Origin of the sequence: Pseudomonas mohnii (genome assembly GCF_900105115.1) — a bacterium.
GTDB lineage: Bacteria > Pseudomonadota > Gammaproteobacteria > Pseudomonadales > Pseudomonadaceae > Aquipseudomonas > Aquipseudomonas mohnii.
This window is the reverse complement of record NZ_FNRV01000001.1, coordinates 1,285,965-1,302,762: the sequence shown is the minus strand read 5'-3', so window position 1 is coordinate 1,302,762 and position 16,798 is coordinate 1,285,965. Positions and strand designations below refer to the sequence as shown.

Below are 16,798 nucleotides of genomic sequence, written 5' to 3'. Positions count from 1 at the left end.
CATGCAATTCACCGTGACGATCAACCAGGCGAAGGCGCTTGAGTGGGGGCTCAACTCCCAACAAGCGTTGCTGTTCGCGTTCGTCTACGGCTGCCCAAGCTGGGCCAAAGCGCTCAAGACTGATGACGGGATCTTCTTTGCTTTGAGCAAGGCCAAGATCGTGGAAGAGCTGCCTTTGCTGACCGACAAGCCGGACACGGCGTATCGCATGCTGAAGGCCCTGGAAGAAGCTGGTTTGATCGAGCTTTCCAGCACTTCGAACATCACGCTTTTTCGCCTGACCCAGAAAGCCGCCGAGTGGAACAAGAAGCAGGATGGGTCGGAAAAATATCCGACCCCGCCAGAATCCAAGGGTCGGAAAAAAATCCGATCTACCTCGGAAAAATATCCGAGCAAGGTCGGAAAAAAATCCGATCTAGGGTCGGAAAAATCTCCGACAAATCAGGATACCAATAATCAGGTTACCAATCAGGAGACCAGTCACAGCTTGCAGGATGGCTCGGACAAGCCGACCCAGTCCCGCGGCTTGGTGCTGGTGGTTGATCGCTCTGACGCTCCACGGGTTGAGATCCCCGCAGACATGCCGGGCCCCAAGGACCAGACCTGCAAAACCTTCAAGGTCTGGGCGAACTACGCCATGGCCTACCGCAAGCGCTACGGCACCTGGCCGGTGTGGAATGCCAAGGTCGGCGGCCAACTCGGCCAGTTGGTCGACCGTCTCGGCGCTGACGTCGCCCACCACGTTGCAGCCCACTTCCTGAAAACCAGTGATGCCGCCGTCATACGCAAGTGTCACAGCCTCAACGAGCTGTTGGCGAACGCTGAGAGCTACCACACCCAATGGGTAACCGGTCAGCGCGTCAACGGAACCACCGCCCGCCAGATGGAGCGCACCGAAGCGAATCTGTCCGCAGCGGAGCAGGCCGCCCAAATGGTCTTGGCCAAGCGCCAGGCAGGAGAGCGCAATGAATACCTCTGAAATGAACGACCAGCAGGTTGCTGGGTTGGCTGCGGCGATCTGTGCCACGGCCGAGGCCATGGGCCAGGAGATGAACCCAGGCACTGCGGCAATGATGGCCGAGGATCTGTGCGCTTACTCGGTGTCTGCCGTGAAAGCCGCGCTGAAGGCTTGCCGCTTTGAGGTGAAGGGCAAGCTGGCTATGGCCGACATCCTGCAGCGTGTTCAGGCTGCTGATGGCCGGCCTGGCAAGGACGAAGCATGGGCCATCGCCATGACCACGAACGACGAATTCGAGACGGTTGTGCTGACCGACGAGATCCAGCTCGCCTTGGCCGCGGCAAAACCTGTCCTCGATGCCGGCGACAAGATAGGCGCTCGCATGGCGTTCATTAGTGCTTACGAGCGATTTGTCGCCCAGGCCCGAGGCGACGTTAAGCCGGTGAACTGGCATGTGTCTGTAGGGTTCGACGCAAGCCGGCGCACCGCGGCGATCACCAAGGCCGTGCAGATGCAGCGCATTCCACAAGAGCGCGGACAGTTGTATCTGGCGGACCTGAGCGTGGCGCCAGTGACCGAAGACGGTCGCGCTCTGGCGGGCCTGATCACCGGTGAAGTTACCCGGCCGACTCCGGCAGTTCGCGAAAGGCTTCAGGGGGTAAAAGCTTCCATGATGAAAATGCGTGCGGCAAGCGCCGAAAGGAAGGACGAGATGCGGATCGAAGCGGCCAATGAGTTGGCAGATCGTCGAGCCCTGCTATTGAGGCAGGTTGAGGAGTTGGCATCGGGGAGGGTATCCCATGGCTGAACTCGCATTGATCCGCACCGCCCAAGGTTTGGTGCCAGCCACCGAGGCCGACCGCGAACTGGTCCAAAAGTGGAAGGCTGGCCAGGTCATTCACGGCAAGTTCACCCGCATGCGCAACGGCAAGTTTCACGGCAAGTTCTTCTCGATGCTTGATCTGGCATGGGACTACTGGGAGCCGGTTGGCGGCCTCATCCCGCGCCAAGAGATGCGTGGCATTCAGGGACTGGCCAAGTTCTTCGAGGCGCAAAGCGGCAAGCCGGGGCAGCTGTCTCACGCGGTCGCGGCTTACGTCGCCGGCCTGGAGACGGCACGCGCTGAACGCTTCCCGGCGGTGGACAAGAGCCGTGAAGCATTCCGCGAATGGGTGACGATCGAGGCCGGCCACTTCCACCTGGTGCACACGCCGGAAGGTATCCGCAAAGAGGCCAAGTCGATCAGTTGGGCAAATATGGACGATACGGCCTTTGAGCCACTTTACCGCGACGTGTTTAACGCCTGCTGGCGATTGGTGCTGTCCGCGCACTTTGAGAGTGAGGCTGAGGCGCTGTCTGCTGCTGATCAGCTGGGGAGCTATGCATGAGAGTCGCCCTCAAGGAAGCCAAGGCGAAGAAGTGCCGGAATCCGGCCTGCGGGGCGAGCTTCAAGCCGTCATTCTCCACCGCGCAAAAGGTGTGCAGCTGGGCATGCGGCCTGGCCATCAAGGACGTGAACCAGGAGAAGGCGCGCAAATCGCTGGCCCAGATCGAGCGCCGTGAGATCAAGGTCCGCAAGGAGAAGCTGAAGAGTAGGGCGGATCACCTCAAAGACACGCAGACCGCCTTCAATGCCTGGGTTCGCGCCCGGGATGCCGAGTTACCGTGTATCAGCTGCGGCCGGCATCACCAGGGCAAGTACGACGCCGGCCATTACAGGACGGTTGGGAGTAACCCGGCCTTACGTTTCGAACCACTCAACTGCCACCGACAATGCTCGCCCTGCAATACCCAGCTATCCGGAAACATCGTGAACTACCGCATTGAGCTGGTGAAGCGAATCGGGGCTGAGGCGGTCGAGTGGCTGGAAGGTCCACATGAACCGAAGAAGTACACCGTCGAAGAATTGAAGGCGATGACCGCCGAATACCGGGCAAAGACCAGAGAATTGAAAAAGGAAGCAGCATGAAACTGATCAGCGCAAGGCAAGTATGGACAGAGTCGCAGCACGAATCGAATGCATCGATCAGCGCCGCGGCAATCGAAAAGGCCGAGTCGGCACCGGTGAAGACTGGCAATCGCATGCGGCGTCACGAGGCTGTGTTTGCAGCGCTGGGGGACGACAAGGAGGAGCGCATTCAAGTTGTCCGTCAGCGGATCAGTATCAGCGAGACGCGCCGCACGCCGGTAGGTCGATCCACCGCCCGCGCTGCGCACCTGGCCACAATCGGCAAGGTATTGCGCGCCATCGACACGCTGCCATTCCAGGTGCAGCAGTTCGGACACTTCCTGTATCACCCGATGATGACCATGCAACACGTGATGAACGCCGTGCTGCTGATCACCGCCAAAGCACAACTGCCAGACCTGACCTCAGCCAAGCGAGTGAAGGCCCAGTATTTGGTCACCATGGCGTTGCAATCCTACAAGGGTGAGGTTCATGGCGCGGCGGAATGGGGCCCAGCCCGGGTAGCGGCGGAGATGAGCGCCTTCTTCGGGGTGACCATCGACCCGAAAAACTGGACGCGCGACTGGCTGGACTTGTGGGACTCCCTGAAAGAAGCGGTTAAGGAAGTGGATATTCAGGCGCAGCAGCCGTTGTGGCAGGTGATCCACGCGGAAAAAGATCAAGAGGCGGCATAATCATATTGACATGACGGGATTTTGCGCGTACTTTTCCCATAGTGCACAAGTAACGCGAAACGCACACGAAACCCTGAACCCGGCCATCGCGCCGGGTTTTTGTTTTTCTGATTTCTGGGATTTCCCTGCGGCGGGCCTTCCAGAAGGTGAAAGGCTGATAGGCGTCTCTTTGCCCTAGAGGACGTCGATGATCAAGCCAAAGTGTCTGCTTCGGCGGCCTCTGTGAGCAACGTGAGTGCATCGCTATAAGCGCTCAACTCAGCGCGGATGCTACGAACGCGATTGTCCGAAATCAATGCTCCGCGAAGGTGCAATATGTGGCCGTTCACGTGCTGTCTGTACGTGCTGTACTCGGCTATGACTGAGTGGGGGATTGATACGGCCTCAACCACTTCGTATGACTCATTGAAAACCACTGCTACCAATTCGTCGAAGTCGTTTTTTTCCAAATTCCGTATAACGCCTAGCTGTCTTGATTTGTTGGTGGGGTTTACCCGGCGCGCTTTTATTTGGATCTTTTTGCCAGTTTCAGATTCTGCGTCGTGACCTGCTGCTGAGTTATTGGCGAGCTTCAAACCTAGAGCCGATGCAACCAGCCACTCTGCATAGTCGCCGGTAGGGTTATTCATGGTTCTCAAGATTCCTCGATTTCTAAGCTCGCCTATCACATCAGACTGAAGCTTGAGCAAATCTTTGGTTTGCATGCTGGTGAGATTCATTCTTGAGTGTCCTTTGGCTTGGCCTGGTGGAGCCTTCGCTTTAGCGATTGAAGAGAAACGCAGGGCGATTAAGCCGTTTCGGCAAGCTCACACTGTCGCTTAATTAAGGCCAAGATCGTGAAGTCCGCGGCCGACAAGCTCGAACCGGGCAAGGCGTATTACATCGACTTCACCATTGCCGAGTAAAGATTTCCCCTCGCTGCTCCGTGCTGCACTTGGCCGCCACCTGACGGCCTTTTTTATTCAGGCTGCCTCTACAGAGATAGCCAGGCGCTTGCCGAGAGCGGACAGGGCGGCTTCTAGCTGCTCCATCTTCGATGTGTGCAGGAAGTCGACCAATCGATCACCTTGGGCCTGGTGCACGCCGAGCAACCGGCACAAGTCAGCCTTGCGCATATCTCGATCCATCATGGCGTTCCACAGAGCGATCTTGGCAACGGTTACCGCTGGCAAGTGAACAACGCGCTCGCCAGCCTCTGGTGCAGACGCTGCCGGAATTGCACGACGCTCATCGACATAGATCGACAAGGTTGTCTCGATACCATCCACCGCTTCGCTCAGCGCGTGCTGCTCGTCATCGCCGTAGCTGTGGAATTGCGGCAGGTCACGGCAAAACACGGCGAGCCCTGGTGTGTCATCTCGCTCAAAGCGAATTGCATAGTCGTACATGGTCACTCCTCGGAGGTGATCGTCCAGCATTCAGATGTGGTGAAGGGGCTCTTCAGAGCCCCAGTTGTTTGATGATCGCCTTGCGGGTCGGTTCTGGCATTTCCTTACTACCGTGATCCGCGAAGGTGGTCTTGTTGCCGTTTGGGGCGGTGATCTTGAAGTGGCTTCCTTTGCCTGCTTCGAAGGTCACCCCTTGGGCCTTCAACCATCGTCTGAACTCGCTGAACTTCATCACCTCGCCTCGTTGTTTGGATGAGTTCATTATACAACAGTTATGTAGTAATACAACAATTATGTTGTAAGTGTTCTAGGCCTGAGCAAGCACTTGGGCTTTGTCGTTTCCGGGTCTGTGCATCCTCTAGCCGCTTCGGTGGGGAGTTGCACGGGCGCCGGCCCAATTCCTTCGCCTAGAAACCCGAGGCGCGTATGAGATCACTACCTATGTCCGAGCCCGGCCCATTGACCGCCGCTGGCGGGATTGCGTTGTACAAACTGGGGGCCTTTGGCTTCGTTGCGGTATTGGCTGCTGTGGTTGTCATGGCGATGACGCTGCCCAAGACCGTGCGCGAGTTCGTTGTCGCCATGATCAGCACCACCGTATCCAGCATCTGCGGCGGCGCGTTCGTCGTGCGCTGGCTGGGGATTGGTGACTGGGCGAATGACGACGTTGGGTTGATCGCCATCGGCGGGCTGATCTTCGTGTGCGGCCTGCCTGCTTGGGTTCTGGTCCGCGCCTGGTTCAAGTGGGCCGAGAAGCGCCGGGACAAGGATCTGGGTGAGATCGCTCAGGACCTGGCTGAGATTCGCCGGAACCTGAATGGGGCGAACCAGTAATCCGCGACACGTTTCGCGAATCAGCAAATTGTGTCGCGACATGGGAGTAGGGCATGACCAACATCACCCGCCTGCATCACGCATTGCCACTGAGCCCAGCCATCAACAAGGCCGTCACTGAGCTGGATACCGCCATCGCCAAGGCGATCGATGCTGCCAAGGCAGCCGGCCTACCTCAGGGATTGGTTGTGTCCATCCTGCACGGGCATGCCCATTTGCAGACGAACATCATGGTGAGCTGACTCAAGCGTATGCAGACTGTATGGATTGAAGGCGCTCAAGATTGAGTCGCTCACATTCGGTCTCAGCTTCTTGGCGGGTTGAATAGGCTGGCACCAATCTCTGCTTTTCCTGATTGTCGTAGAGATTGAATCCGCTCGAGACGGTTTTGCAGTAATAGCGATCACCCTCACGCACGGCTTCTGTTGCCACAGGAATTGCCGGAACAACCACGTATTTATTCAGCATCCTCTTCTCCTTAAGTATCACTGCAGGCAATGACTTTAAGGAATAGCGGCTACTTGCCATCGGATCAAGCAACTCTGATAGGTATCCGATGAGCAGTCTGTTGCAACTGAAATGCGTTCGAAATCACAAATGAGAGCAATGCTCAATCATGCGGTGCCTTGGTGTATTGGCTGGGTAGGCAGAGGCTGATTGATGTGCTGCTGGACAGCCAAGACTAAGGATCCCCCATGACAACCAAGCAACCCGACTGGGAGGCGATCGAACGTGCCTACCGGGCCGGGTCGCTTTCACTGCGTGGAATAGCTGAAAAGTACGACACCAACGAAGCAACGATCCGCAGTCGAGCCAAGAAGAATGGCTGGCAGCGTGACCTTACCGACCAGGTTCGTACGGCGACCAAGGAAAAGCTTTCACGCAACCCTTCACGCACCGACGTCACGCAGCGTGAAGTGCGTGACGATGCGCAGATTGTTGATGAGGCATCCGATGAAGCCGCCTCAGTTGTATTGGCTCACCGGGCCGACCTTGGGCAGTGGCGTGAAATCTCTAACAAGCTTCGCGCAGCCCTGAGTGATATCGAGATCGACGAGGACAATCTTGGCGACTTCTCCCGCGCGCTGAACGCTGGAGTCGACGCCCAGCTCAAGGTGATCAAGGGCGAACGCCAGGCCTACAACCTCGACACCGAGGAAGGCGACAAGACAGTCAGCGGCCTGTCTGACCTGATGGATGAATTATCGAAGGAAGCCTGACATGAAGCCCGAGCACTTGAAGCTGCTCAGGGATCGGTTCTGGCGCCTGAACAATCTCTACTGGATCACCGACAAGAACGGTAAGAAAGTCCGCTTCCGCATGACGCAGGAGCAGATCGACTACTTCCAGGGCATGCACACCCGAAACATCATCCTCAAGGCGAGGCAGCTGGGGTTTACGACTCTGGTCTGCATCGTCCAACTGGATGCTGCGCTGTTCGAGGCTGCCAAGTGCGCGCTGATCGCTCACACCCTGACGGACGCCAAGCGCCTGTTTCGGGAGAAGATCAAGTACGCCTATGACAACCTGCCGGCTGAGATCAAGGCGGCCAACCCGGCGCGCAATGACGCGGCGGGCGAGCTGGTATTTAGCAAAGGCGGCTCGCTCTACGTCAGTACCTCCTTCCGGGGCGGCACGCTGCGCTATCTGCACGTTTCCGAGTTCGGAAAGATCTGCGCCAAGTATCCACATAAGGCGCGGGAGATCGTCACTGGCGCCTTCGAGGCGGTGGCAGCAGATTGCTTCGTCACCATCGAATCGACTGCGGAGGGTCGGGCCGGCTACTTCTTCGACTACTCGCAGAGCGCCGAGAAGCAGCAGCTGTCCGGCACGCCGCTGGGCCTTCTCGACTGGAAATTCTTCTTCTTCAGCTGGTGGCGTAACCCGCTGTACTGGCTGGACCCGGCGACGGCGGTTATTCCGCAACGCCTGACTGACTATTTCAACGACCTGGAGGCCAAGCACGGCATCCAGACGAACCCCGGGCAGCGCGCCTGGTACACCGCAAAGGAAAAGACCCTCGGCGATGACATGAAGCGCGAGTACCCGTCGATCCCGGTCGAGGCCTTCCAGCAGTCGGTAGAGGGCGCCTACTACGCCCAGCAGTTCACCAGGCTTTACGCAGAAGGCCGCATAGGCGCGATACCGAACAACTCGCACCTTCCGGTCATGACCTTTTGGGACATCGGCGTCGGCGACTCTACGGCCATCTGGTTCGTGCGCCAGGTCGGCACCGAATACCACGTCATTGATTACTACGAAAACTCAGGCGAGGGCCTGCGGCACTACATGAAGGTGCTCAAGAACAAGGGTTATACCTATTCCGAGCACTGGGGGCCGCACGACATCGAAAACCGCGAGTTCGGCAGCGATGCCAAGAGCCGCAAGGACATCGCCAAAGAAGGCTATGAGATCGATGGAGAGCGGTACTCGATCAAGTTCCAGGTCGTGCCCAAGACAGGCGTTGACACCGGCATCGAGGCGGCTCGGGAGATCCTGCCGCGCTGCGTGTTCGACGAATCAAAGTGCGAAGAAGGCATCACCCACCTTGAGAACTACCGCAAGGAATGGGACGACAAGCGCGGCTGCTGGAAAGACAAGCCGCTGCACGACAAGACATCCCACGGCTCTGACGGCTTCCGCTACTTCGCGGTCGCCATGACCAAGCGCAAGCCTGTACCAACCTCCACCCAATCCCTGAGAATCTGACCATGAGTGATGACCCAAGCGCCACGCTTCCGGCGGTGGACCGCATGCGTGCCTACTGGGACATTGTTGCGCCGCTGATGGGCGGAACATCTGCCATGCGCGCAGTTGGCAAAGTTCTGCTGCCGCAATACCCCGCAGAGCAAGATGACACTTACAAGGAGCGCCTGGCACTGTCCACGCTGCTGCCGGTATATGCCGAGACAGTCAGCAACATGACGTCGCGAGTGTTCGCCGAGCCCCTGCAGTTGGGTGAGGATGTTCCTGATGACATCAAGACCCTGTGTGGCGACATTGACCTGGCCGGCAACGATCTCAACTCATGGTCGGTCGAACTGTTCCGCAATGGGTTGAGTCACGGGCTGTGTCACGCGCTCATCGATTACCAGCCGACCCAAGATGCAGAGGGGAATCCGCTCTACAAGACGCGGGCCGAAGAGATCAAGGCGGGCGTGCGGCCCTATGCGGTCATTGTGAAGCCTGATCAGGTGCTGGGCTGGCGATTCACTGCAGGCAAACTGACCCAGTTTCGCTACATGGAGTCCGTCGAGGTGCCGGATGGTGAGTTTGGCACCGCCAGCGTTCAGCAGATTCGCGTGCTGGAGCCTGGCTCTTGGCGAACCTACCGTAAACCTGACAAAGGCGGGGCGTGGGAGCTGCATGAGCGAGGCGCGACCAGCCTCTCGTACATTCCGCTGGTGACCTTCTACACAGGCCGCACCGGCGCGCTCACCGCCAAGCCCTCATTGCTGGAGCTGGCCTACCTCAACGTCAAGCACTGGCAGTCGCAGAGCGATCAGGACAACCTCCTGCACGTCGCCCGGGTGCCGCTGCTGTTCGTGTTCACCGATGACGATCAATTCAAGCTGGTCATCAGCTCCGGCAGCGCAACCCGCATGCCGAAGGATGGCAGTGCTGAGTATGTCGAACACACCGGCGCCGCAATCGAGGCCGGCCGCCAATCACTGCAAGACTTGATTGATGAGATGCGCATGGCAGGGGCAAAGCTGCTGCAGCGCGACAAGCAGCAGGTGAAAACGGCAGCCCAGGCCAATGAAGAGGCCGCTCAGGAATTGTCGCCTCTGGCGCGAATGGCCGGCCAGTTCGCCGACTGCCTCGCTCAGCTACTCCAGATCCTTGCCGACTATCGCGGCCTGCCTGATGGCGGGCATGTCGAGATGCGCGGCAACTTCGATAGCGACTTTGCTCCCGAGGTCAGCCTTCCATCCCTGATCAGCATGGCTTCCGCCGGGAAGATCAGCGACGAGACCCTCTACTCCGAAATGCAGCGCCGCGGCGTTATCAGCGACGAGCTGGATTGGGCGGTGGAGAAGGACCGCATTGAGATGCAAGGCCCTGCACTGGGTACGCTGTAATGAGCATTAATCAGCAGTTGCGTGACGCCATGCTTGGTCACGCTATCGACCTGACGCATTACAGTAACGCCCAGGCGAGGGCGATCATCGCGATCCTCAACGGCCGGGACGCCGAACTCAAGTCACGCCTGATTGACGCAATGGAGAATGTCGGCACGGTCTTGACGGTCGAGGCGATGAACCAGGTGCTGTCGGCTGTATTGCAGGTGAATGCGACAGCCTTCCTTGAGGTCAATGAGGCGCTGAATCGCAACCTTGATGACTTGCTTGTCTACGAGTTGAGCTTTCAGCAGGCCTTGGTCGAATCCGTTCTTCCGCGTGCGGTGCAGGTTCAGTTTCCAGTGGTGAGCGTTGCCTTCAGTGCGGCCAAGGCGATTGTTCAAGCCAGACCCTTTCAGGGGCGATTGCTCAAAGAATGGATGGCTGGCATTGAGGCTGATCGAGCCGCACGCATCCGCGATGCAATTCGCTCAGGCGTGGTTGAGGGGCGTACGACCAGCGATATCGTCAAGCAGATCGTCGGACGTAAAAGCGAGAACTTCGAAGACGGGTTGCTGCAACGCTCCCGGCGCGACGTCGAAACGATTGTGCGCTCAGCTATTGGCCACACCGCCGAAACAGCCAGTGACGCCGCGTACGAGGCAAACAGCGACATCATCAGCCATGTGCAGTGGCTAAGCACCCTGGATAACAAGACCTCCAGCACCTGCCGCATTCGCGACCAGTTGCCTTACACGCTCAAGACCTACAAGCCGATCGGCCACAAGATCCCCTGGCTGGCGCGGCCGGGGCGCATTCACATGTGCTGCCGCTCAACCAAGTTCCCGGTGCTCAAGAGTGCCGCGGCGCTCGGCTTCGACGATGGCGCAACCCGAGCCAGCATGGACGGCCAGGTGCCGGCGAGCACGACCTACGCTGAATGGCTTAGCAAGCAGTCGGCAGGGCGACAGGATCAGATCCTTGGGGTGACGCGGGCGCAGATGATGCGCGAGGGCGGTCTGAAGCTGGACGCCTTCTACAACGACAAGGGCAAGCTGCTCACGATGGAGCAATTGCGCGAACGCCTCAAATAAATGCGCGCCACGAAATGCGATATCGCCAAAACGTGGCGCGAACACCTTTAAGCCTCGGCATCCGCCGGGGCTTTTTTATGCCCGCTGTTCGGATGGACGGGGCGCACTGAGCCGGATGGCTCGCAGGAGACAAGATGAAGCTCAAGACTGTTGAAGTGGACGGCAAGCAATACGCTGAGATTCAGGACGGCAAGCCGGTATACACGCACGACGACGGCAAGGACATTCCGTTCGATGCCGCCTCTGCCGTATCCCGCATCACCGCTTTGAATGCCGAAGCCAAGAATCACCGCGAAGGCAAGGATACTGCCGAACGAGCTCTCAAGGCTTTCGAGGGTATCGATGACCCAGCGGCGGCCAAAAAGGCTCTCGACACCGTCTCGAAACTCGATCAGAAGCAGCTGGTGGACGCCGGCGAGATTGACACTGTTCGCAACGAGATCAGCAAAGCCTTCCAGACCCAGCTGGATGAAGCCAACGGCAAGGCGCAGACCTTCGAACAGCAACTGTACGCCGAGAAGATCGGTGGCAACTTCGCCCGCTCGAAGTACATCGCCGAAAAGCTGGCAGTTCCAGCCGACATGGTCCAGGCCACCTTCGGGCAAAGCCTGAAGATCGAAGACGGCAAGGTCGTCGCCTATGACGCCCAAGGCCAGAAGATCTTCAGCCGCTCCCGCCCGGGTGAGCTGGCCGACTTCGACGAAGCGATTGAAACCCTTGTCTCGCAGTACCCCCACCGCGACCACATCCTGAAGGGCTCCGGCGCCAATGGCGGCGGCGCTCCGAACGGTGGTGGTGGCAATTCCGGCACCCCGAAAAAGCTCGCCGACTGCAAGACCGACGCCGAAAAAGTGGCCTGGGCTCAGTCGCAAGCGTAATCCATCACTGAGAGGGCTCTATGCCATTCGATCTTCAGGTATTCAACAAGCAAACCTACTCCGCCATGACCGAGGTTGTGGATCAGCAGGTGCAGCTGTTCAACGCGGCCTCTGGCGGCACCTTGGTACTGGCTGCGGGCCAGAATCAGGGCGACTTCTCGCTGGACGCTTCCTTCAAACAAATTGCCGGCCTGGTTCGCCGTCGTAACGCCTACGGCTCTGGCGCTGTGGCTGCCAAGCGCCTGGAGCACCTGCTGAATGTGTCGGTGAAAGTCGCCGCCGGTACGCCGCCGATTGAGTTCGAAAAGCAGCAGTACACCTGGATCCTCCAGAACCCTGAACTGGCGGCAATCAAGATCGGCGAGCAGCTGGCCATCGCTCAGGTGCAAGACCAGCTTAACGCCGGTATCCGCGCCCTGGTGGCGGCAACGTCGGGCAACGCGGCGGTGGTGCACGATGGCACGGCGGCGGCTCCAACGTTCCGTGTCCTGAACAAGGGTTCCGCGCTGTTTGGCGATCGCGCCGGCTCACTTCGCGCCTGGTTGCTGCACTCCACCGTGCTGCACTCGCTGTACGACAACGCGCTGACAAACGCCGAGCAGCTGTTCAGCTTTGGCACCGTCAATGTGATGCGCGATGCCTTCGGTCGCTTGTTTGTGGTGACTGACTCCGACGCGCTGATCAACCCGGGTGCGACTCCGACCTACAACACCCTGGGCTTGGTCGAGGGCGCGGGCATCGTGCAACCCAATGGCGATTTCCACGCCATTCTGCAGGACACCGCAGGTGGCGAGAACATCAAGACCACCTACCAGGCCGAGTGGACCTACAACGTAGGCCTGAAAGGCTATGCGTGGGACATCGCAGCCGGCGGTAAATCGCCGACTGACGTTGCGCTGGGCACTTCGACCAACTGGGACAAGGTGGCCACCTCCAACAAGGACACCGCCGGCGTTCTCGTCAAAACCAAGTAACCCTGAAGAGCGCCGGGTTCGCTCGGCGCCGGTGAGGCATTCATGATCAAGCAAAAGATTCTGTGGTTTATCCCTGGGGTTGCCACTGCCGAACAGAAGGCTGCGGCCCAGGCCAATGGCCTGACCATTCGTAACCCGTTGGCATATAGCGACGGTGCCGGCCTAGAAGAATGCGACGGTGTCACCGGCATGGCGCCGAAGGCATATGCCGAGAAGTTCGGCGTGACCGACGAGCCTGAAGGTTGTTCGTGGCAGGGCGCCGCTCTGCGTGAAGATGGTCCGACTGTGGCCGAGTTCGTAGCTGCGGGCTACCCGGCAGCGAACTACCCGCCAGAAGGCTACGTCTCGCGCAGCACCGCTCAAGAAATTGCCGACGCGATTGCCGAGCAAGATGCTGACAACAACGCAGACGGCAAGATGCCCATCGCCAAACTGCGCGAAGTCCTGACCGCAAGAGGTATCGACTTCGACCCGAAAGCGAAGAAACCGGACCTGCAGGCATTGGTGGATCAAGCCGAAGTCGCTGAAAAGGTCGTCGAGCTGAAGGTTGCGCTGACCGAAAAAGGCATCACCTTCAACGACGACGTAACCCTGGACGAGCTGAAAGCGCTCCTGCCGGCGGAGTAACCCATGCTGATCATCGAAGACGGTTCCATTGTTTCCGGCGCCGACTCGTTTGTCAGCGCCGCGGACTTTGCGGTCTATGCCGCCAATTACGGCGTGGAGGTGCCAGATGCTGAACCTGCTCAAGAAGCTTTGCTACGCCGTGCTGCTGTGCAGCTTGATGGTCTTCGCTGGGCGGGCAGCCCAGTGTCTGGTGACCAGGCTCTTTCATGGCCTCGATCGGGCGTGGTGCGCAATGGTTTCGCGGTCAAGCTCGATGCGATTCCCGCCCAGGTCAAACAAGCGCAGATGGCTCTGGCGGCTGAGCTTCATGCCGAGGATGTAGCGGCAGCCAAGGTCGTGAAGGGAGCCATCACAAAGGAGGCGGTGGACGGGGCTGTAACTCGCGAGTACGCGGCGCCGGTCGTGAAGACTTCCGTGTCTACACGTCCGTGTGTTGCCTTGCTTACAGGTTTCCTTGGAAGCTCAAGCCAGATTGCACTAATCCGGGGGTAGACCATGGAGTTCTATGACGAAATGGCTCAAATGACCCTGGACATGATGGCGGAGTTTGGGCGGCCGCTTACGCTTCGGCGGACTATCGCAGGCAAGTACGACACCTCGATCGGGAAGAACCGCCCAGGTGTCGTAGAGGAGCAGGTGATTACGACGATCGTACGCCCAGCGAGCCAGGGCACCGTTCAGGCGTTCGATCAGAAGTTCCAAGAGGGCACGCTAATCGAATCGAACATTCGAGCTCTCAAGATTGCCGCGAAAGGCATGCTGTGGCCGCCAGCGCCAGGCCATGTCGTGATTCTTGATGGCGAAGAATGGAAGGTGATTGGCGTTACGCCTGTGTCACCCGCGGGCATTGATTTGCTGTATTCAGCCTCGGTGATGCGATGAACAAGTATTCAGGATTTAGCGGTGGCTTTTCTGCTCAGCTCCAGGCATTTGCTGATGAGGCAAAGAAGGACATTGACCTGAGCTTTCGCGAAATCGTGATCAAGGTTGGGGAGGCACTGATTAGGCTCTCTCCGGTGGGCAACCCAGAGTTATGGGCCGAGAACGCGGTAGCTGCCCAGCACAACCAAGAAGTAGCCAATCACAACGCAACCCTGCGCTCTGATCCTGCCAATGTCACTAAGGGCGGGAGACTGCGTAAAGGCTTGAAGGTCAACGACTCGATGGCGATCAAGGGGGCTGCTGGTTACGTGGGAGGCCGATTCCGGGGGAATTGGCAATTCACTATTGGCAGCCCTGCAAGTGGTGAGCTTGAGACCATTGATCCAAATGGCGCGGATACGCTCGGCAGAATCATTGCCGGGGTGGGTAGCCTGGAAGCAGGGGATGTCGCCTACATCGTGAATAACCTGCCGTATGCGATCCCCCTCGAGTATGGACACTCGGAGAAGCAGGCGCCGGGCGGGATGGTCCGCATCACCGTCGACCGATTCCAATCCATCGTCAGCGAGATTCTTGCTCGCAGGAAAACCTAATGTCCCAAGCCCTGATCAAGCGCGCCTTCGAGGCCGCACTGGAGGTCTACGCCAATGACAAGGCACTGCCAGTGGCCTATCCGGGCCAAGCCTTCGAAAGGCCGTCGGGCATGTACTTGTCTTGTCATGCCATTCCGGCGTTGACGGATAGCCTCACGCTTGAGGGGGACCATCGCCTGTACTCCGGGACATTCCAAATCAACGTCATCTTCCCGGCGGGTGATGGCACTGGGGACGGCGACGAAATTGCTCAGGAGCTCGCCGACCACTTCCCGCTCAATGCCAGGTTTGGCGCTGTAGGCGTGCAGGTGATGACCCCGATGAGCATTGTCGCCCCGATTATTACTGATGGCCTGATCAGCATCCCGGCGTCATTCAGCTACCGGCTCGACACCAACTGACCCAGTTGCCGCAACACCACAACCCGCCTTGAGCGGGTTTTTTATTGCCCGTTCGGGCGAAACTCAGCGTCGGTCCATGCGGCCGCAAAGGAACTACCATAGCTTTCTCGATCCCTGACGGCACCACCATTCACCTGGGCACCACCTTCGGCACCCCGGTATCGATCACCGCGATCAGCAACGCCACAACCGCCGTTGCAACCGCAGCCGGTCACAGCCTGTCGGCTGGCGACATCATCACCGTAAAGAGCGGCTGGCAGCGCATCAACGAGCGCGTATTTCGCGTAGCCAACCCACTGGCCAGCACCTTCGAGCTTGAAGGCCTGGACACCAGCGATACCACCGCATTCCCTGCTGGCACCTCGGCTGGCAGCGCAACCAAAGTGCTGACCTTTACCCAGATCACCCAGGTGATCGGCATCAGCACCTCGGGCGGCGATCAGCAGTACGCCACCGTGTCGCCGCTGGAAGCAGACTTCGAGATCCAGATCCCGACCATGTACTCGGCGCAGAGCCTGTCCATGGAGATCGGCGATGACCCATCTTTGGTCGGTTATCAGGCCCTGAAAAAGGCTGCTGATGCCCGCGCCATTCGCCCTCTGATGATGGTGAACAAGAACGGCTCGAAGATTTACTACTACGGCTATGTGTCGTTGAACGAGACGCCGACCAAGAACAAGGGCCAGGTCGACACCGTTAACTCGTCCTTCTCCCTGCTGTCCCGTCCAACCCGTTACGCCTCTTAAATAGCGGCAAAGGTGGGGGAGACGTTCCCCCGCCTTATTTTCTGACCCCATAAGGAGCCACACATGGCCAAGTTCAGCCTCGCAGTAAAGCCAACCTTCAAAGCAAAGATCCAGATGCCAGTACACGGCGGCGAATCCGTCGAGCTTGAATTCGAATTCAAGCACCGCACCCGTGATCAACTCGCGGCGTGGGGAAAAACCATGGCGAAGATGACCGATCTGGAAATGCTTGAAGACATCCTGGTCGGCTGGAACATCGAAGACCCATTCAACCGCGAGTCGCTGGAATTGCTGATCCAGAACTTCTACGGTGCGCCGATGGTTCTGCTGGTCGCCTATCACGATGAGCTGAAGCAGGCTCGCCAAAAAAACTGATCGCCTCGGCTCGCGCCCTGTATCAGGGCGCGGCGGCCGAGGATGAAATGGCGGCGTTCGGATTCAGCGCTGAAGACTTCGAGGTAGAAGTCGAGGTGTGGCCGGATTGCTGGGCGTCCTTCGAGTGCTTTGCAGCGATGCAGACACAGTGGCGTACGGGCATGGCTGGGGCTACCGGCCTCGACTACGTGGCGCTTGAGCCTGTAATGCGACTACAGGGTATCCCCAAGGCTGAGCGAATCCACACCTTCGAAGATATCCGCACCATGGAAATGGCGGCGCTTGAGGTAATGCAAGTCAAACGTGAGAGATAGGCGCGTTTTGGAGGTGTCTCGCGATAGTGG

25 protein-coding genes are annotated in these 16,798 nt (G+C 58.6%); 21 read left to right on the top strand and 4 right to left on the bottom strand.

Features of this window, described 5'->3' with window-relative positions; all coding sequences use genetic code 11:
* The first annotated feature begins 1 nt into the window (after position 1).
* The 5 genes from BLV61_RS05995 to BLV61_RS05975 are packed head-to-tail and all read left to right on the top strand — an operon-like array spanning position 2 to position 3,601.
* Positions 2-979, top strand: coding sequence for an SIR2 family protein (locus BLV61_RS05995; RefSeq protein WP_090463483.1), 978 nt, complete (start codon positions 2-4; stop codon positions 977-979).
* A complete protein-coding gene (locus BLV61_RS05990; RefSeq protein ID WP_090463478.1) occupies positions 966-1,766 on the top strand; it encodes a hypothetical protein in 801 nt (266 codons plus the stop codon). The genes BLV61_RS05995 and BLV61_RS05990 overlap by 14 nt, the downstream gene beginning before the upstream one ends.
* Entirely contained in the window at positions 1,759-2,346 is a 588-nt protein-coding gene (locus BLV61_RS05985; protein WP_047528612.1) for a DUF1367 family protein, read from the top strand. The genes BLV61_RS05990 and BLV61_RS05985 overlap by 8 nt, the downstream gene beginning before the upstream one ends.
* Positions 2,343-2,927, top strand: coding sequence for a recombination protein NinG (locus tag BLV61_RS05980; RefSeq protein ID WP_090463475.1), 585 nt, complete (start codon positions 2,343-2,345; stop codon positions 2,925-2,927). Before BLV61_RS05985 ends, BLV61_RS05980 begins: the two co-directional genes overlap by 4 nt.
* Positions 2,924-3,601, top strand: a complete 678-nt coding sequence (locus BLV61_RS05975; RefSeq protein ID WP_090463472.1) for a hypothetical protein — start codon at positions 2,924-2,926, stop codon at positions 3,599-3,601. The genes BLV61_RS05980 and BLV61_RS05975 overlap by 4 nt, the downstream gene beginning before the upstream one ends.
* 191 nt (positions 3,602-3,792) lie before the next feature.
* Here BLV61_RS05975 and BLV61_RS05970 read toward each other — a convergent pair whose 3' ends face one another.
* From BLV61_RS05970 to BLV61_RS05960, 3 genes are all read right to left on the bottom strand, one after another.
* Complete coding sequence (locus tag BLV61_RS05970) at positions 3,793-4,320, bottom strand: DUF6998 domain-containing protein (protein WP_090463469.1); 528 nt, start codon at positions 4,318-4,320, stop codon at positions 3,793-3,795.
* Positions 4,321-4,563: 243 nt separating this feature from the next.
* Positions 4,564-4,989, bottom strand: coding sequence for a type II toxin-antitoxin system HicB family antitoxin (locus BLV61_RS05965; RefSeq protein WP_090463466.1), 426 nt, complete (start codon positions 4,987-4,989; stop codon positions 4,564-4,566).
* 52 nt (positions 4,990-5,041) lie between these two features.
* Entirely contained in the window at positions 5,042-5,221 is a 180-nt protein-coding gene (locus BLV61_RS05960) for a type II toxin-antitoxin system HicA family toxin (RefSeq protein WP_090463463.1), read from the bottom strand.
* Between the two features lie 194 nt (positions 5,222-5,415).
* Here BLV61_RS05960 and BLV61_RS05955 point away from each other — a divergent pair, with 194 nt between their 5' ends.
* Both BLV61_RS05955 and BLV61_RS05950 read left to right on the top strand, forming a co-directional pair.
* Positions 5,416-5,823 carry a hypothetical protein gene (locus BLV61_RS05955; protein ID WP_208604201.1) on the top strand — a complete coding sequence of 136 codons (408 nt, stop codon included), beginning with the start codon at positions 5,416-5,418 and terminating at the stop codon, positions 5,821-5,823.
* A gap of 53 nt (positions 5,824-5,876) precedes the next feature.
* Positions 5,877-6,065, top strand: a complete 189-nt coding sequence (locus BLV61_RS05950; RefSeq protein WP_090463460.1) for a hypothetical protein — start codon at positions 5,877-5,879, stop codon at positions 6,063-6,065.
* Between the two features lies 1 nt (position 6,066).
* Here the strand turns inward: BLV61_RS05950 and BLV61_RS05945 are convergent, their stop codons facing one another.
* The gene (locus BLV61_RS05945; protein ID WP_090463457.1) at positions 6,067-6,291 is read right to left on the bottom strand and encodes a hypothetical protein; all 225 of its coding nucleotides are present in this window, start codon (positions 6,289-6,291) and stop codon (positions 6,067-6,069) included.
* Positions 6,292-6,518: 227 nt separating this feature from the next.
* Between BLV61_RS05945 and BLV61_RS05940 the strand changes: the two genes are divergently transcribed.
* From BLV61_RS05940 to BLV61_RS05875, 14 genes are all read left to right on the top strand, one after another.
* Positions 6,519-7,043 (top strand): hypothetical protein, encoded by a 525-nt coding sequence (locus BLV61_RS05940; RefSeq protein ID WP_090463454.1) that lies wholly within the window; start codon positions 6,519-6,521, stop codon positions 7,041-7,043.
* Between the two features lies 1 nt (position 7,044).
* Complete coding sequence (locus tag BLV61_RS05935; RefSeq protein WP_090463452.1) at positions 7,045-8,532, top strand: terminase large subunit; 1,488 nt, start codon at positions 7,045-7,047, stop codon at positions 8,530-8,532.
* A 2-nt stretch (positions 8,533-8,534) separates the two neighbouring features.
* Positions 8,535-9,905 (top strand): DUF4055 domain-containing protein, encoded by a 1,371-nt coding sequence (locus BLV61_RS05930; protein ID WP_090463449.1) that lies wholly within the window; start codon positions 8,535-8,537, stop codon positions 9,903-9,905.
* Entirely contained in the window at positions 9,905-10,978 is a 1,074-nt protein-coding gene (locus BLV61_RS05925) for a structural protein (protein WP_090463446.1), read from the top strand. The genes BLV61_RS05930 and BLV61_RS05925 overlap by 1 nt, the downstream gene beginning before the upstream one ends.
* Before the next feature lie 134 nt (positions 10,979-11,112).
* Positions 11,113-11,856: a DUF6651 domain-containing protein gene (locus BLV61_RS05920; RefSeq protein ID WP_090463443.1), complete on the top strand. Its 744-nt coding sequence runs from the start codon at positions 11,113-11,115 to the stop codon at positions 11,854-11,856.
* Between the two features lie 20 nt (positions 11,857-11,876).
* A complete protein-coding gene (locus tag BLV61_RS05915; protein ID WP_090463440.1) occupies positions 11,877-12,830 on the top strand; it encodes a major capsid protein in 954 nt (317 codons plus the stop codon).
* A 42-nt stretch (positions 12,831-12,872) separates the two neighbouring features.
* A complete protein-coding gene (locus BLV61_RS05910) occupies positions 12,873-13,457 on the top strand; it encodes a HeH/LEM domain-containing protein (protein ID WP_244159819.1) in 585 nt (194 codons plus the stop codon).
* A 3-nt stretch (positions 13,458-13,460) separates the two neighbouring features.
* Positions 13,461-13,949: a DnaT-like ssDNA-binding protein gene (locus tag BLV61_RS05905; protein ID WP_090463437.1), complete on the top strand. Its 489-nt coding sequence runs from the start codon at positions 13,461-13,463 to the stop codon at positions 13,947-13,949.
* Positions 13,950-13,952: 3 nt separating this feature from the next.
* On the top strand, positions 13,953-14,339 hold the full coding sequence (locus tag BLV61_RS05900) for a hypothetical protein (RefSeq protein WP_090463434.1): 387 nt from the start codon (positions 13,953-13,955) through the stop codon (positions 14,337-14,339).
* The gene (locus BLV61_RS05895; protein ID WP_090463431.1) at positions 14,336-14,932 is read left to right on the top strand and encodes a hypothetical protein; all 597 of its coding nucleotides are present in this window, start codon (positions 14,336-14,338) and stop codon (positions 14,930-14,932) included. Before BLV61_RS05900 ends, BLV61_RS05895 begins: the two co-directional genes overlap by 4 nt.
* The gene (locus BLV61_RS05890) at positions 14,932-15,333 is read left to right on the top strand and encodes a phage tail terminator-like protein (protein WP_090463427.1); all 402 of its coding nucleotides are present in this window, start codon (positions 14,932-14,934) and stop codon (positions 15,331-15,333) included. The genes BLV61_RS05895 and BLV61_RS05890 overlap by 1 nt, the downstream gene beginning before the upstream one ends.
* A 44-nt stretch (positions 15,334-15,377) precedes the next feature.
* Positions 15,378-16,079, top strand: coding sequence for a phage tail protein (locus tag BLV61_RS05885; RefSeq protein WP_236693082.1), 702 nt, complete (start codon positions 15,378-15,380; stop codon positions 16,077-16,079).
* A gap of 63 nt (positions 16,080-16,142) precedes the next feature.
* On the top strand, positions 16,143-16,454 hold the full coding sequence (locus tag BLV61_RS05880; RefSeq protein ID WP_090463424.1) for a phage tail assembly chaperone: 312 nt from the start codon (positions 16,143-16,145) through the stop codon (positions 16,452-16,454).
* Between the two features lie 47 nt (positions 16,455-16,501).
* Positions 16,502-16,768 carry a DUF1799 domain-containing protein gene (locus tag BLV61_RS05875; RefSeq protein WP_090463421.1) on the top strand — a complete coding sequence of 89 codons (267 nt, stop codon included), beginning with the start codon at positions 16,502-16,504 and terminating at the stop codon, positions 16,766-16,768.
* Positions 16,769-16,798: the final 30 nt, after the last annotated feature.

Excerpts from the sequence above, each read along its gene's own strand:
- BLV61_RS05895 (WP_090463431.1), top strand. The coding sequence starts at position 14,336 with ATGAACAAGTATTCAGGATTTAGCGGTGGCTTTTCTGCTCAGCTCCAG.
- BLV61_RS05925 (WP_090463446.1), top strand. The coding sequence starts at position 9,905 with ATGAGCATTAATCAGCAGTTGCGTGACGCCATGCTTGGTCACGCTATC.
- BLV61_RS05920 (WP_090463443.1), top strand. The coding sequence starts at position 11,113 with ATGAAGCTCAAGACTGTTGAAGTGGACGGCAAGCAATACGCTGAGATT.
- BLV61_RS05990 (WP_090463478.1), top strand. The coding sequence starts at position 966 with ATGAATACCTCTGAAATGAACGACCAGCAGGTTGCTGGGTTGGCTGCG.
- BLV61_RS05880 (WP_090463424.1), top strand. The coding sequence starts at position 16,143 with ATGGCCAAGTTCAGCCTCGCAGTAAAGCCAACCTTCAAAGCAAAGATC.
- BLV61_RS05940 (WP_090463454.1), top strand. The coding sequence starts at position 6,519 with ATGACAACCAAGCAACCCGACTGGGAGGCGATCGAACGTGCCTACCGG.
- BLV61_RS05945 (WP_090463457.1), bottom strand. The coding sequence starts at position 6,291 with ATGCTGAATAAATACGTGGTTGTTCCGGCAATTCCTGTGGCAACAGAA.
- BLV61_RS05970 (WP_090463469.1), bottom strand. The coding sequence starts at position 4,320 with ATGAATCTCACCAGCATGCAAACCAAAGATTTGCTCAAGCTTCAGTCT.
- BLV61_RS05935 (WP_090463452.1), top strand. The coding sequence starts at position 7,045 with ATGAAGCCCGAGCACTTGAAGCTGCTCAGGGATCGGTTCTGGCGCCTG.
- BLV61_RS05910 (WP_244159819.1), top strand. The coding sequence starts at position 12,873 with ATGATCAAGCAAAAGATTCTGTGGTTTATCCCTGGGGTTGCCACTGCC.
- BLV61_RS05950 (WP_090463460.1), top strand. The coding sequence starts at position 5,877 with ATGACCAACATCACCCGCCTGCATCACGCATTGCCACTGAGCCCAGCC.
- BLV61_RS05995 (WP_090463483.1), top strand. The coding sequence starts at position 2 with ATGCAATTCACCGTGACGATCAACCAGGCGAAGGCGCTTGAGTGGGGG.
- BLV61_RS05930 (WP_090463449.1), top strand. The coding sequence starts at position 8,535 with ATGAGTGATGACCCAAGCGCCACGCTTCCGGCGGTGGACCGCATGCGT.
- BLV61_RS05960 (WP_090463463.1), bottom strand. The coding sequence starts at position 5,221 with ATGAAGTTCAGCGAGTTCAGACGATGGTTGAAGGCCCAAGGGGTGACC.
- BLV61_RS05905 (WP_090463437.1), top strand. The coding sequence starts at position 13,461 with ATGCTGATCATCGAAGACGGTTCCATTGTTTCCGGCGCCGACTCGTTT.
- BLV61_RS05980 (WP_090463475.1), top strand. The coding sequence starts at position 2,343 with ATGAGAGTCGCCCTCAAGGAAGCCAAGGCGAAGAAGTGCCGGAATCCG.
- BLV61_RS05985 (WP_047528612.1), top strand. The coding sequence starts at position 1,759 with ATGGCTGAACTCGCATTGATCCGCACCGCCCAAGGTTTGGTGCCAGCC.
- BLV61_RS05890 (WP_090463427.1), top strand. The coding sequence starts at position 14,932 with ATGTCCCAAGCCCTGATCAAGCGCGCCTTCGAGGCCGCACTGGAGGTC.
- BLV61_RS05975 (WP_090463472.1), top strand. The coding sequence starts at position 2,924 with ATGAAACTGATCAGCGCAAGGCAAGTATGGACAGAGTCGCAGCACGAA.
- BLV61_RS05900 (WP_090463434.1), top strand. The coding sequence starts at position 13,953 with ATGGAGTTCTATGACGAAATGGCTCAAATGACCCTGGACATGATGGCG.
- BLV61_RS05915 (WP_090463440.1), top strand. The coding sequence starts at position 11,877 with ATGCCATTCGATCTTCAGGTATTCAACAAGCAAACCTACTCCGCCATG.
- BLV61_RS05955 (WP_208604201.1), top strand. The coding sequence starts at position 5,416 with ATGAGATCACTACCTATGTCCGAGCCCGGCCCATTGACCGCCGCTGGC.
- BLV61_RS05875 (WP_090463421.1), top strand. The coding sequence starts at position 16,502 with ATGGCGGCGTTCGGATTCAGCGCTGAAGACTTCGAGGTAGAAGTCGAG.
- BLV61_RS05965 (WP_090463466.1), bottom strand. The coding sequence starts at position 4,989 with ATGTACGACTATGCAATTCGCTTTGAGCGAGATGACACACCAGGGCTC.